The organism is Stenotrophomonas sp. 05N423 (genome assembly GCF_056397145.1).
Genome location: NZ_JBFTMV010000001.1, coordinates 122,254 through 135,024 on the forward strand (window position 1 = coordinate 122,254; position 12,771 = coordinate 135,024).

Annotated in this window: 8 protein-coding genes; 4 read left to right on the plus strand and 4 right to left on the minus strand. The window is 68.9% G+C overall.

What is annotated here, in order from left to right; all coding sequences use genetic code 11:
* Nucleotides 1-3: 3 nt before the first annotated feature.
* The 4 genes from otsA to AC1DGW_RS00630 form a co-directional block, all read right to left on the minus strand.
* A complete protein-coding gene (gene otsA, locus AC1DGW_RS00615; RefSeq protein ID WP_478018711.1) occupies nt 4-1,374 on the minus strand; it encodes an alpha,alpha-trehalose-phosphate synthase (UDP-forming) in 1,371 nt (456 codons plus the stop codon).
* Nucleotides 1,371-3,152, minus strand: a complete 1,782-nt coding sequence (locus tag AC1DGW_RS00620; RefSeq protein WP_478018712.1) for a glycoside hydrolase family 15 protein — start codon at nt 3,150-3,152, stop codon at nt 1,371-1,373. Before AC1DGW_RS00620 ends, otsA begins: the two co-directional genes overlap by 4 nt.
* Nucleotides 3,153-3,230: 78 nt before the next feature.
* Complete coding sequence (otsB, locus tag AC1DGW_RS00625; protein WP_478018714.1) at nt 3,231-3,974, minus strand: trehalose-phosphatase; 744 nt, start codon at nt 3,972-3,974, stop codon at nt 3,231-3,233.
* Nucleotides 3,975-4,129: 155 nt separating this feature from the next.
* A complete protein-coding gene (locus tag AC1DGW_RS00630) occupies nt 4,130-6,565 on the minus strand; it encodes a TonB-dependent receptor plug domain-containing protein (RefSeq protein WP_478018716.1) in 2,436 nt (811 codons plus the stop codon).
* A 192-nt stretch (nt 6,566-6,757) separates the two neighbouring features.
* Here AC1DGW_RS00630 and AC1DGW_RS00635 point away from each other — a divergent pair, with 192 nt between their 5' ends.
* The 4 genes from AC1DGW_RS00635 to clpB all read left to right on the plus strand — a co-directional run bounded on the left by AC1DGW_RS00635 (nt 6,758) and on the right by clpB (nt 12,559).
* The gene (locus tag AC1DGW_RS00635) at nt 6,758-7,231 is read left to right on the plus strand and encodes a DUF3574 domain-containing protein (RefSeq protein WP_478018717.1); all 474 of its coding nucleotides are present in this window, start codon (nt 6,758-6,760) and stop codon (nt 7,229-7,231) included.
* A 75-nt stretch (nt 7,232-7,306) separates the two neighbouring features.
* Entirely contained in the window at nt 7,307-8,896 is a 1,590-nt protein-coding gene (locus AC1DGW_RS00640; RefSeq protein ID WP_478018718.1) for a SulP family inorganic anion transporter, read from the plus strand.
* Between the two features lie 72 nt (nt 8,897-8,968).
* Nucleotides 8,969-9,811, plus strand: coding sequence for a DUF3014 domain-containing protein (locus AC1DGW_RS00645; RefSeq protein WP_478018719.1), 843 nt, complete (start codon nt 8,969-8,971; stop codon nt 9,809-9,811).
* A 159-nt stretch (nt 9,812-9,970) separates the two neighbouring features.
* Nucleotides 9,971-12,559 (plus strand): ATP-dependent chaperone ClpB, encoded by a 2,589-nt coding sequence (gene clpB, locus AC1DGW_RS00650; RefSeq protein ID WP_478019579.1) that lies wholly within the window; start codon nt 9,971-9,973, stop codon nt 12,557-12,559.
* Nucleotides 12,560-12,771 lie beyond the last annotated feature (212 nt).

Here is a 12,771-nt window from a genome sequence, read left to right on the forward strand (position 1 = left end):
CGGTTACGCGCTGCCTTCCAATGCCTGCAGGTAATCGCGCCGCCAGCGGTTGATGTCGTACTCGCGCAGGTGCTGCATCATCGCCTGCCAGCGTTCGATGCGTTCGCCGCGCGGCATGTCCGCGGCGGTGGCGATGGCGTCGGCCACGCCATCCAGGTCGTGCGGGTTGACCAGCAGCGCCTGTTTCAGTTCGTCGGCGGCGCCGGCCAGCAGCGACAGCACCAGCACGCCGGGATCGTCCGGGTCCTGCGAGGCCACGTATTCCTTGGCCACCAGGTTCATGCCGTCGCGGAGCGGCGTGACCAGCCCCACCGCGGCCTCGCGGTAGAAGCCGGTGAGGGTGCTGTGCGCGTAGTTCTGGTTGACGTAGCGCAGTGGCGTCCAGTCGGCCTCGGCATGGCCGCCGTTGATATGCCCGGCGATCTGTTCCAGCTCGGCACGCAGGTGGCGATACTCGGTCACGCCGCCCCGCGAGACCGGCGCGATCTGCAGGAAGGTCATGCTGCCCTTCTGCCGCGGGTAGCGCTCGAGGTAGCGCTCGAAGCCATGGAAACGTTCGGGCAGGCCCTTGGAATAGTCCAGCCGGTCCACGCCGATGGCCAGTTTCCGCGGACGCAGGCTCTGCCGCAGCCGGCGTACGGCGGTGTTGTTGACGGCGGCGGTGGCCTGCCGGGCGATGCGTTCGGTGTCGATGCCGATGGGAAAGGCAGCAGCGCGCAGGCGGTGTCCGCCGGGTGCCTGGATGAGCCCTTCGGCCAGGACGCGACCGCCGCCGAACAGACGCGCGTAGGCCTGGAAACGGTCGGCGTCGCGCTGGGTCTGGAAGCCGACCAGATCGCAGGCGTACAGGCTGGAAAACAGCAGCAGGTGCTCGGGCATGGCCTGCAGCAGATCGGCCGAGGGCATCGGCACGTGCAGGAAGAAGCCGATGCGGCAGCCGATGCCGCGCTCGCGCAGCAGCGCCGCCAGCGGGATCAGGTGGTAGTCATGGATCCAGACGGTGTCATCCTCGCGCAGGTACGGCGCCAGCTTGTCTGCGAACAGCGCATTGACCTTGAGGTAGCCCTCGCGGGTGGCGCGGTCGTAGTCCACCAGGTCAAGGCGGAAGTGCAGCAGCGGCCACAGCGTGCGGTTGGAGAAGCCGTTGTAGTAGGTGTCCAGGTCCGGCTTGCCAAGGTCCAGGGTGACAAAGCGGATGTCTCCATCGACCTGCTCGTGCAGCTCGCCGCTGCCAGCGCGGGCGGTCTTGCCGCTCCAGCCGAACCACAGGCCGCCGCGTTCCCGCAGCGCCGCCAGCAGGCCCACGGCGAGGCCGCCGGCGCGGGTTTCGCCGGGCAGCGCGACCCGGTTGGAGACCACCACCAGGCGGCTCACGAGGCTTCCTGCCAGCTGCGCGACAGGCGCATCGCCGCGGTGATCAGGCCCACGTGCGAGTAGGTCTGCGGGAAGTTGCCCCATTGCTCGCCATCGCTGAAGGACAGGTCCTCGGACAGCAGGCCCAGGTGGTTGCGCCGCGTGAGCACGCTTTCGAACAAGGCCCGCGCTTCGTCGAGGCGGCCGATCGCGGCGAGCGCGTCGATGTACCAGAACGTGCAGATGGTGAAGCTGGTCTCCGGCGCGCCGAAGTCGTCCGGGGCGATGTAGCGGAACAGCGCGTCGCCGCGGCGCAGGCCATGGCCGATGGCTTCGACCGTTGCGACATAGCGCGGGTCGGAGGCGTCGACGAAGCCGATGTCGGCCAGCAGCAGCAACGAGGCATCCAGGTGGTTGCCGTCGAAGGTGTCGGTGAAATGCCCCAGCTGCGCGTTCCAGCTGCGCGCCAGCACCCGCTGGCGGATGCTGGCGGCGCGCTCGCGCCACAGCGCGGCACGTTCGCTCAGTTCCAGCCGGCCGGCGATCTTGCCCAGGCGGTCGCAGGCAGCCCAGCACATCGCCGCAGTGTAGGTATGCACCGCGGTACGGCCGCGGAATTCCCACAGTCCGGCGTCGGGCACGTCGTGCAGGGCATAGGCGCGCTCGCCGAGTGGTTCCAGCCGGCCGAAGGTGTGCAGGTTGCCGGGGTCTTTCAGGCGCTGGTCGAAGAACAGCTGGGTCGAGGCCAGCACCACCGAGCCATAGACATCGTGCTGCTGCTGCAGCCAGGCCAGGTTGCCGCGCCGCACCGGGCCCATGCCACGGTAGCCGGCCAGCGATGGCACCTCGTGTTCGTCCAGCCGTTCCTCCATGCCGATGCCGTACAGGGGCTGCAGACTGCCGTCGGTGGTGGCAAGGTTGAAGATGTAGCGCAGGAAATCCTCCATCGACTTCGTGGCGCCAAGGCGGTTGAGCGCGCGCACCACGAAGGCGGCGTCGCGCAGCCAGCAGTAGCGGTAGTCCCAGTTGCGTGCGCTGCCGGGCGCCTCGGGGATGGAGGTGGTCATCGCCGCGATGATCGCGCCGCTGTCCTCGTACTGGCACAGCTTGAGGGTGATGGCGCTGCGGATCACCACGTCCTGCCATTCCAGCGGAATGGACAGGTAGCGCGTCCATTCGCGCCAATAGTCCCCGGTGCGCTGTTGTGCCTCCTGCGCGTAGCTGGCCAGCGAGCGGTCCAGCGTCTCGTCCACGCCCAGCACCAGTTCCATCGGATGCGCGAGCACGAACGGCAGTGCCTCGCGGATGAAACGCACCGGCACGTCGGTGGTCAGGCGCAGGGTGAAGCCCGGCAACAGCCAGCGCACGTGGTTGCTGCCCCAGGTGGATTCGGGTGCGCGCGCCCCCCAGTCGGCCAGCGGCCGCGCCAGCACGCGGATGCGCGGGCTGCCGGCCAGCGGGCGGATGCGGCGGATCACGCTGGGCGGGCGGTAGAAGCGGCCGTTGCGGCGCCAGCGCGGCGCGAAATCGATCACCTCCACCTGGCCGCCGCGGGTGTCGTGCAGCACCGTGCGCAGGATCGCGGTGTTGGTGATGTAGTGCTGTTCGCTGCCGGCGTAGTCTTCCAGTTCGATGGCGAAATCGCCGCCTTCGTGCCCGCGCGGCGACAGCAGAGCGCAGAACGCCGGGTCGCCGTCGAAGGCGGGCAGGCAGCTCCACACCACGCGCGCGTGGCGGTCGATCAGGGCGCCGAAACTGCCGTTGCCGATGACGCCCATCTCAAGGTTGGCTCGAAGCATCGCTTCCTCCTCGCTGGCAGGGAGGTGCCGGCCTCCCATGGGGTTAGCGCCGCGCGACGTCGGCGACGCGGTGCGGAATCAGGCCGCGCCCGCGCGCAGCCAGTCGTGCATCGCGGCCACGTCGGGCAGGACATGGCGCGCCTGGCTGTCCGGGCGGTCGCCGACCAGGATCCCGTAGCCGCCAAGCCGCGTCGCCGCGGCGAAGCCGTCTTCGTCGGTAAGGTCGTCGCCGACGAAAACGGGGTGGCGGCCGGCGAACGGCGCGGTGTCCATCAGCGTGGTCACCGCGGTGCCCTTGTCGTGGCTGGCGGACACCAGTTCCACGACATGGTTGCCCGGCTGCAGGCGTACGCCGGGCAGCAGCGGCAGCTGCGCGTGCGCGAAGGCGACCACGGCCTGCGCGGCGGCCGGCGCGTTGCGCCAGTGCAGGGCCAGAGCCTGGCCTTTCGCCTCCACCCGCACACCGGGATGCGCATGCGCGAAGCGCATCGCCTGCAGGTGCAGTTCGTGCAGCCAGTGTGCGGTTTCCGCGGGCTGCGGTGCGGCGTCGGCGGTGCGCCGCAGCTGTGCGCCGTGCAGGCCGGCGGCCGGCAGGCGCACCGGCGCGAACAGGTGGTCGAGCTGCGCCAGCGGGCGGCCGCTGACCAGCGCCAGCGCGCCGTCCAGGCGTTCGCCGATGCGCACTATCCAGTCGCGGACCCGGGGCGACAGGCGGACATCTTCAGGTTGCGCGGCGAACCCGACCAGTGTGCCGTCCACATCGAGGAACAGGGCACAAGCGGGATCCAGCGCGGGGGGCAGGCTGGTGGACGCTTTGACCATGCCGGCCACCATGCCACGCACGACGTGAGCGGAAAGTTATCGGTGGTGGATGCGGGGCTGGCCCCGCATCCACGGAGGTGCGATCAACAGCGGTGGAGGCAGGGTCCAGAGACGCGGAGAAACCCGCTTCCCCGTTCCCGCTTCCCCACTCCCGCTCAGAACGCGTAGCGCACGCGGCCGTACCAGTACGCGCCATTGCTGCCGATCGGCGACAGCACGTCGTAGGGCAGGTTGCCGAAGTAGCGGATGTCCTCGTTCGAGCGGTCCGGGTAGTTGTCGGTCAGGTTCTGCCCGCCCACGGCCACGCTCCACTTCGGCGTGATGCGGTATTCCACTTCCGCATCCAGCTGCCATTCCGCGCCATAGGTCTGGGTCGGGATGTAGCCGCCGCCGAAATCGAATACGCGCCGTGCGCTGCCGTGACGGCTCAGGCGGCTGCTCAGCGACCAGCGCTCGTCGGCCCAGCTCGCGGCCAGCTGCGCACGGGTGCGCGGCGCGGCATCGGTCAGCGTGTTGCTCTCCTCCACGCCGAACAGCACGTAGTCCGGGTCCAGCGCCAGCAGCTGCGCCGGCGTGGCCAACACGTTCTTCAGTTCGGCCCTGGCATAGCTCCAGGTGCCGGTCAGCAGCAGGTCGCCGCCACCCAGCGACTGCCGCCAGTTGGCGACGAACTCGGCGCCGCGGGTGCGGGTGTCGGCGGCGTTGACGAAGTAATGCGCGCTTTCCAGTCCGCTCACGCCGAAGCGCTGCTGCACGAAATCGGTCAGCGCATCGCCGGTGATGCTTTCCGACAGCGCGATGCGGTCGTCGATGTCGATCTGGAACAGGTCCAGCGACAGGTCGAGGTGGCTGCCGATCTGGCTGGTGAAGCCCAGGCTGTAGTTGATCGACTTCTCCGGCTTCAGGTCGGTGGCACCCAGCGCGCGCGCGATCGGGTTGTTCACCGACAGCAGGCGGCCCTGCACCAGCTGGCCGCCGGCGGTGTAGCCGGTGGAGGTGGATTCGAAGCCGGTCTGGCTCAGCGACGGCGCGTGGAAGTTGTTGGAGATGGCGCCGCGCAGCGCGAACGCCGGGGCGAACGCGTAGCGCGCGCCGAGCTTGCCGGTGAGCTGGCCGCCGAAGTCCTGATAGTGCTCGTAGCGCGCGGCGACGTCGGTGGAGAATTTCTCGCCGAAGGTGGACGACAGGCTGGTGTAGGCGCTGAACACGTCGCGCGTGAGATGCGCCTCGTCCTGCGGGGTCAGGCCGCCGCCGGCCTGCGAGCCGGTCGGGCGGTCGGTCCAGGGGCCGGCAGCATAGCTGGCCGGGTCGCCGGCGCCGGTCTCGTAGCGCTCGCGGCGCGCCTCCACGCCGAAGCCGAGGCTGTGGCTGTCGTCCTGGCGCACGAAGATGCGGCCGAGGTCGAGGTTGGCCAGGGTCTGCTCGAAGGCATAGTCGCCGGTCTTGAAGCGGGTCGGGCTGGCCGGGCCGAGCGAAGCGTTGAGCGAATCGCGCAGGCGGTAGGTGAAGGCATTGCGGCCATGGTCGAGGCTGGCGTCGTAGTTCCACTCGCCCCACTGGCCACGCGCGCCGGCCACCAACTGCACGTCGAGGTTCTCACCCTCCGAGATCGGGCGGTAGCCGTGCGGGTAGACTTCCTTCCAGTTGGCCTCGCCATCGGGATAGCGGAAGTAATTGGCGCCTTCGGTGTCGCGCTGGTTGTAGGTGCCGAAAGCATAAGCCTTGGACGTAGCGCCGAACGGGATCTCGGCGTTGAACCAGGCATTGAGATCCTTGCTGGCGCCATCGCCCAGCGAATAGTTGCGCTTGCCGGCCAGGGCCAGGTTGTCCGGGGTCTGCGCCTCCCATGGCGGGATCTGGTCGAAACCGGCGCGGTTGGTGGCCTCGCGGTTCTTCAGTTCCAGGCCCACGCGCAGGAAACCGCCTTCCTCGCTCAGCGCGGTGCCGACCTTGGCGCTGAAGTAGCTGGTCTGGCCATCGGTGAGGGTCCGGCCGATCGGCTTGAGGTCGGTGTGGTGGGCGCCGAAGCTGGCTTCGATGGCGCCGCCTTCCGGCGCATCGTCGAGGATCACGTTGATCACGCCGGCCACCGCGTCCGAGCCGTACAAGGCACCGGCGCCATCGCGCAGCACCTCGATGCGCTTGATCGCGCTGACCGGGATGGCGTTGAAGTCCACCGGCGTGGTGCCCTTGCCGATCTTGCTGTCGGTGTTGACCAGCGCACTGTTGTGGCGGCGCTTGCCGTTGACCAGCACCAGCACCTGGTCCGGGGACAGGCCGCGCAGCTGCGCGGCGCGCACATGGTCGGCCCCGCCGGAGTTGGACTGGCGCGGGAAATTGAACGAGGGCAGCAGCGCCTGCAGCGCGCTGCCGAGTTCGCCGTTGACCACGCCGGCCTTGCGGATGTCCTCGGCGGTGAGCACGTCCACCGGCGAGGTGGATTCGAGTACGGTGCGGTCGGTGGCGCGGGTGCCGGTGACGATCACGGTATCGAGCGTGGTCGCCTGGCCGGGAGCGTCCTGGGCGTAAGCGGGCGAGGACAATGCCAGCGCTACGGCCAGGCCGAGCGGAGCCGGGGAAATACGGGCCATGGGGGAACTCCGGGGATGACGTGGGAAAGGGTTCCGGATGCTTTGTTACATTCATCCGGATGGAGCGATATGTTATCTTCGCGTGATGCCGGTCCCGGGTGCAAGCCCCGCATGGCATCAGTTCATCCGCAAACGTGATATGCCGGTGCCGTGACAAGGATGCCACCCTGCAGATCCCTACAGAGGTCATCCATGAAGTTTTCCGCTTTCCTGTTTCCGTTGTTGCTGTGTCTGGGCGGGGTTGCCTCCGCCGCGTCTCCTGCGGCCGATCCGCCGCCTACCGCCGCGTTGCACGGCGACTCCGCACGCCCCGCCGAGGGCGCCCACTGGGTGCGCAGCGAGCTGTATTTTGGCGTGGGCCAGGAGAACGGCGACTCCCGTCGCGAACAGACCGACACGATCAGCGAGGCGCAATGGCGCGCCTTCCTCGACCGCGAAGTGACGCCGCGCTTCCCCGATGGCCTGACCGTGTTCGACGCCTATGGCCAATGGCTGTTCCGCGGTGCGCAGCAGCCCGAACGCCTGCGCACCAAGGTGCTGGTGGTGCTGCACGAGGACACGCCGCAGCGCCGCAACGACATCGAGGCGATCCGCCTGGCGTGGAAGCAGGCGACCCACCACCAGTCGGTACTGTGGTCGCGGCAGGCGGTCGAGGTGTCGTTCTGAGCATCGCGTGAGCCGGCCGGAACGCGGCGCATGCGTTCCGGCGACGGCTTCATCCCTTTCCCTTCCGGTCCGCCCATGGCTCCCATTTCCGCTTCCGCCCGCCCGCGCTGGTTCGTCGCCGGCGACCTCAATGGTTTCTTCGGCCTGGTGGTCGACAACCTGTCCATCCTCGGTTTCATCGCCATGGCGCTGGTCGGCATCTTCCAGTTCCCGGCCGAGGTGGTGTTCGGGCGCATGTTCCCCGGCACCGCGTTCGGCGTGCTGGTCGGCAACCTGCTGTACACGCTGATGGCGCGGCGGCTGACCGCGCGCAGCGGCCGCGACGACGTCACCGCGATGCCGCTGGGGCTGGATGCGCCGACCAGCATCGGCATGGCGCTGCTGGTGCTGGGCCCGGCCTTCGCCGGTTTCCGGCAGCAGGGCATGGAGCCGCAGGCCGCGGCGATGGCCACCTGGCAGCTGGGCATGGCGGCGCTGGTGATCATGGGCGTGCTCAAGCTGGTGCTGTCGTTCTTCGGCGAAGCGGTGACGCGCGCGTTGCCGCGCGCCGCGCTGCTCGGCTCCATCGCCGGCATCGCGCTGGTGCTGATGGGGCTGCTGCCGCTGCTGGAGGCGCTGCGCTCGCCGGTGGCGGGCTTCGTCACTCTTGGCCTGCTGCTGTACGTGCTGGTCGCCAAGGGCCGCCTGCCGGTGCGGGCGCCGGGTGTGCTGGTGGCCTTCGTCGTCGGCACCGCGCTGTACTACGGGCTGGGACTGGCCGGGCTGGGCGCACCGGGCTTCAGGCTGCCGCAGTGGACGCCGCCACAGGTGGTGCTGCCGCTGCCGACACTGGGGTTCATCGACGGCCTGCCGGCGGCGATGGACTACCTGCCGCTGCTGCTGCCGTTCGGCCTGCTGATGGTGGTCGGCGGCATCAACGTATCCGAGAGCGCGCGTGCGGCCGGCGACGATTACCGTACCCGCGACATCCTGCTGGTCGAGGCGGTGGCCACGCTGGTGGCCGGGCTCTGCGGCGGCGTCGCCCAGACCACGCCCTACATCGGCCAGCCGGCCTACAAGCACATGGGCGCGCGCAGCGGCTACACACTGCTGACCGGCTTGTTTGTCGGCATCGGCGGCATGCTCGGGGTGATCTCCGGACTGGTGCAGTGGCTGCCGTTGGCGGTGCTGGCGCCGATCATCGTGTACGTGGCCATCGACATCACCACCCAGGCGTTCGAAGCCACGCCGAAGCGGCATGCCGCGGCGATGGTGCTCGGCTTCCTGCCCTCGGTGGCCTACCTGCTGGCGATCAAGGCGCCGGGCTGGATCGCCCCGGAGCGGCTGGTGGAGCTGACCACCACGCTGGACGGCCACGGCCTGCCGGAACTGGCGGTGATCTTCACCCTCGGCAACGGCTTCATCATCACCGCGATGCTGTGGATCGCCACGGTGGTGGCGATGATCGAGCAGCGGCTTCGCCGCGCGTCGGTGCTGCTGCTGGTCGCCGCGCTGCTGACCCTGTTCGGCCTGATCCATTCGGTCGATCCGCGCGGCGGCGTATACCTGCCGTGGGCGCTGCAGGGCCTGCAGCGCAGCATCAGCTTGCAGTTCGCCGGCGCCTACGTGGCGCTGGCGGCGGTACTCGGCCTGCTGTCGCTGCAACGGCAGCAGCGGGCCGGCTGAACCGGCGCAGGGAACCCCCCGCGATCCCCGGGGTCACACCCAGGGTGATCGCAACGACAGAGGTGGTTCCCGATGCAGGACAGGAAAGCGGTATGGCCGTGGGCCGTGGCCGGCGTGCTGGTGCTGGGCGGCGTGGCATGGTGGTTGTTCCGCGACGATCTGCGGACGGTGGCGACGGCCACTTCACCGTTCGCGGCGCAGCCGCCGGCGGACGGCAGCCGGATCGTTCCCGCCGCGGACATGCCGCAGGAAGCGCCGGCCACGACCACGGCGCCGGCCATGCACCCGTTGCCGCGCGATGCGGCCATCGACGCCGCCCTGCCATCGCTCGACGACAGCGATGCGCGCGTGCGCGAAGACCTCGGCACGCTGTTTCCCGAGCCGGTGCTGGCGCTGCTGCTGCCCGATCACCTGATCCAGCGCCTGGTGACGCATATCGACAACCTCACCCAGGCCAGCGTACCGGCCACCGCGCTGGCATTGCGGCCGGTGTCCGGCAGCCTGCAGGTCGAAGGCGACGCCGCGCGCGGCATCGCCAGCGCCAGCGGCAATGCCGCGCGCTACGCGCCGTACGTCACGGCGTTCACCGCCGCCGACGCCGACGCGCTGGCGGCGGCCTACATGCGCCTGTATCCGCTGGTGCAGCAGGCGTACCGCGAACTGGGTCATTCCGGCGGCCACTTCAACGACCGCCTGGTCGGGGTGATCGACCACCTGCTGCAGACGCCCGAGCCGGCGCAGCCGCCTGCGCTGGAGCGCGACGAGCGCGGCCGCTATCGTTTCGTCGATCCCGACCTGCAGGCGCGCTCGATCGGACAGAAGGCCCTGCTGCGGCTGGATGCGGAACAGGCGCGCGCGGTGAAGCGGCAGCTGCGCGCCATCCGCCAGGCGGTCACGCGGGGTGGTGCGGGCTGATTGCGCCGGATCAAAGCGCTGCTGCCGTGCCGGCCCATACTGGAAGGGCGGAGCGGTCGAGGCTGAACGGGCTTCCAGGCCGGGCTTGAATCACACCGCCGCAACCGCATCTGAACGAGTATCGCCGGCAGCGCCGGCCCCTGATTCGGGATGACCACCATGCGGATGGACAAGCTCACCTCCAACTTCCAGAAGGCCCTGGCCGACGCGCAGTCGCTGGCCGTGGGCCGCGACCACAGCATCATCGAGCCGGCGCACGTGCTGGTCGCGCTGCTCGACCAGGCCGGTGGCAGCAGCCGGCCGCTGCTGGCCCAGGCCGGCGTCAACGTGCCGGTGCTGCGCGAGCGCCTGGCCGAGGCGCTGGACGCGCTGCCCAAGGTGTCCGGCCAGGCCGGCAACCTGTCGATGGGCAACGATCTCAGCCGCCTGCTCAACGCCACCGACAAGCTGGCGCAGCAGCACAACGACCAGTTCATCGCCAGCGAATGGTTCCTGCTGGCCGCCACCGACGACGGCGGCGCCGCCGGCATGGCGCTGCGCGCGGCCGGTGCCGACAGGAAGAAGCTGGAGACGGCCATCGACAAGCTGCGCGGCGGCGAAACGGTGCAGAGCGAGAACGCCGAGGAGCAGCGCCAGGCGCTGGAGAAATACACCATCGACCTGACCGCACGCGCCGAGAGCGGCAAGCTCGATCCGGTGATCGGCCGCGACGAGGAAATCCGCCGCACCATCCAGGTCCTGCAGCGCCGCACCAAGAACAACCCGGTGCTGATCGGCGAGCCCGGTGTCGGCAAGACCGCGATCGTCGAGGGCCTGGCCCAGCGCATCATCAACGATGAAGTGCCCGAAGGCCTGCGCGGCAAGCGGGTGCTGTCGCTGGACATGGGCGCGCTGATCGCCGGCGCCAAGTTCCGCGGCGAGTTCGAGGAGCGCCTGAAGGGCGTGCTCAACGACCTGTCCAAGAACGAAGGCCAGATCATCCTGTTCATTGACGAACTGCACACCATGGTCGGCGCCGGCAAGGCCGATGGCGCCATGGATGCGGGCAACATGCTCAAGCCGGCGCTCGCGCGCGGCGAGCTGCATTGCATCGGCGCCACCACGCTGGACGAGTATCGCCAGTACATCGAGAAGGATGCCGCGCTGGAGCGCCGCTTCCAGAAGGTGTTCGTCGGCGAGCCGAGCGTGGAGGACACCATCGCCATCCTGCGCGGGCTGAAGGAAAAGTACGCGGTGCACCACAGCGTGGAGATCACCGACCCGGCCATCGTTGCCGCGGCCACGCTGTCCAACCGCTACATCACCGACCGCCAGCTGCCGGACAAGGCCATCGACCTGATGGACGAGGCCGCCTCGCGCATCCGCATGGAGATCGATTCCAAGCCGGAGGAACTGGACCGCCTCGAACGCCGCCTGATCCAGCTGAAGATCCAGCGCGAGATGCTGAAGAAGGAAAAGGACGACGCGTCGCAGAAGCGTCTGGCCGACCTGGAACTGGACATCGGGAAGCTCGAACGCGAGTTCTCCGACCTCAACGAAATCTGGAAGGCGGAAAAAGCCGCCGTGCAGGGCTCGGCGCAGATCCAGCAGCAGATCGAGCAGAACCGCATCGAACTGGATGCCGCCCAGCGCCGTGGCGATCTCAGCCGTGTGGCCGAACTGCAGTACGGCGTGATTCCCGAGCTGGAGCGCCGCCTGAAGATGGCCGACCAGCAGGAAGGGCAGGCCGCGTTCCGCCTGCTGCGCAACAAGGTGACCGACGAGGAGATCGCCGAGGTCGTCTCGCGCTGGACCGGCATCCCGGTCAGCAGGATGCTCGAGGGCGAGCGCGACAAGCTGCTGCGCATGGAGGATGAACTGCACAAGCGCGTGGTCGGCCAGGAGGAGGCGATCCGCGTGGTGTCCGACGCGGTGCGCCGCTCGCGCGCCGGCCTGTCCGATCCGAACCGCCCGAGCGGTTCGTTCCTGTTCCTCGGTCCGACCGGCGTGGGCAAGACCGAGCTGACCAAGGCGCTGGCCGACTTCCTGTTCGACAGCCCCGACGCGATGGTACGCATCGACATGAGCGAGTTCATGGAGAAGCACAGCGTCGCGCGCCTGATCGGCGCGCCCCCGGGTTACGTCGGCTACGAAGAGGGCGGCTACCTCACCGAGGCGGTGCGACGCCGTCCGTACAGTGTGATCCTGCTGGACGAGGTGGAGAAGGCGCATCCGGACGTGTTCAACATCCTGCTGCAGGTGCTCGACGACGGCCGCCTGACCGATGGACAGGGCCGCACCGTGGACTTCCGCAACACCGTCATCGTGATGACCTCGAACCTGGGCTCGCACCAGATCCAGGAGTTGAGCGCGGACGATTCGCCGGAGGCCTACACGCAGATGAAGGCGGCGGTGATGGGCGTGGTGCAGGCGCACTTCCGCCCGGAATTCATCAATCGCCTGGACGACATCGTCGTGTTCCATCCACTGGACAAGCAGCAGATCCGGCAGATCGCGCGCATCCAGATGCGCGGGCTGGAAAAGCGGCTGGGCGAGCGCGGGTTGAAGCTGGAGGTGGCCGATTCGGCGTTCGACCTGCTGGGCAACGTCGGCTTCGATCCGGTGTACGGCGCCCGCCCGCTCAAGCGCGCGATCCAGCAGCAGCTGGAAAACCCGCTGGCGCAGAAGATCCTCGCCGGCGATTTCGCCAGCGGCGACACCATCCACGTCGAAGCCGGCAGCGGCCAGCTGCGTTTCGCCAAAGGCTGACGTCCACGCGGATGCCTTGCCGTTTCGCGGACGTTGCCGGGAGCCTGCCGATGTTGGCGGGCTTCCGGCGACGGAAGCGGGACAGGTGAGCTGACACCGGCATCGGGAAGGCATCATATTGGCTGATTGCCGTCATGGACGGCATCGGTCGGACGTCCAGTGCGCCGGCGCATGAACGGGGCGACTACCGCCGCATTTTTGTGTCAGGATGC

Bases quoted from the DNA above. Each gene is read 5' to 3' on its own strand.
- AC1DGW_RS00620 (WP_478018712.1), bottom strand. From the start codon at position 3,152: ATGCTTCGAGCCAACCTTGAGATGGGCGTCATCGGCAACGGCAGTTTC.
- otsB (WP_478018714.1), bottom strand. From the start codon at position 3,974: ATGGTCAAAGCGTCCACCAGCCTGCCCCCCGCGCTGGATCCCGCTTGT.
- AC1DGW_RS00630 (WP_478018716.1), bottom strand. From the start codon at position 6,565: ATGGCCCGTATTTCCCCGGCTCCGCTCGGCCTGGCCGTAGCGCTGGCA.
- AC1DGW_RS00635 (WP_478018717.1), top strand. From the start codon at position 6,758: ATGAAGTTTTCCGCTTTCCTGTTTCCGTTGTTGCTGTGTCTGGGCGGG.
- AC1DGW_RS00640 (WP_478018718.1), top strand. From the start codon at position 7,307: ATGGCTCCCATTTCCGCTTCCGCCCGCCCGCGCTGGTTCGTCGCCGGC.
- AC1DGW_RS00645 (WP_478018719.1), top strand. From the start codon at position 8,969: ATGCAGGACAGGAAAGCGGTATGGCCGTGGGCCGTGGCCGGCGTGCTG.
- clpB (WP_478019579.1), top strand. From the start codon at position 9,971: ATGCGGATGGACAAGCTCACCTCCAACTTCCAGAAGGCCCTGGCCGAC.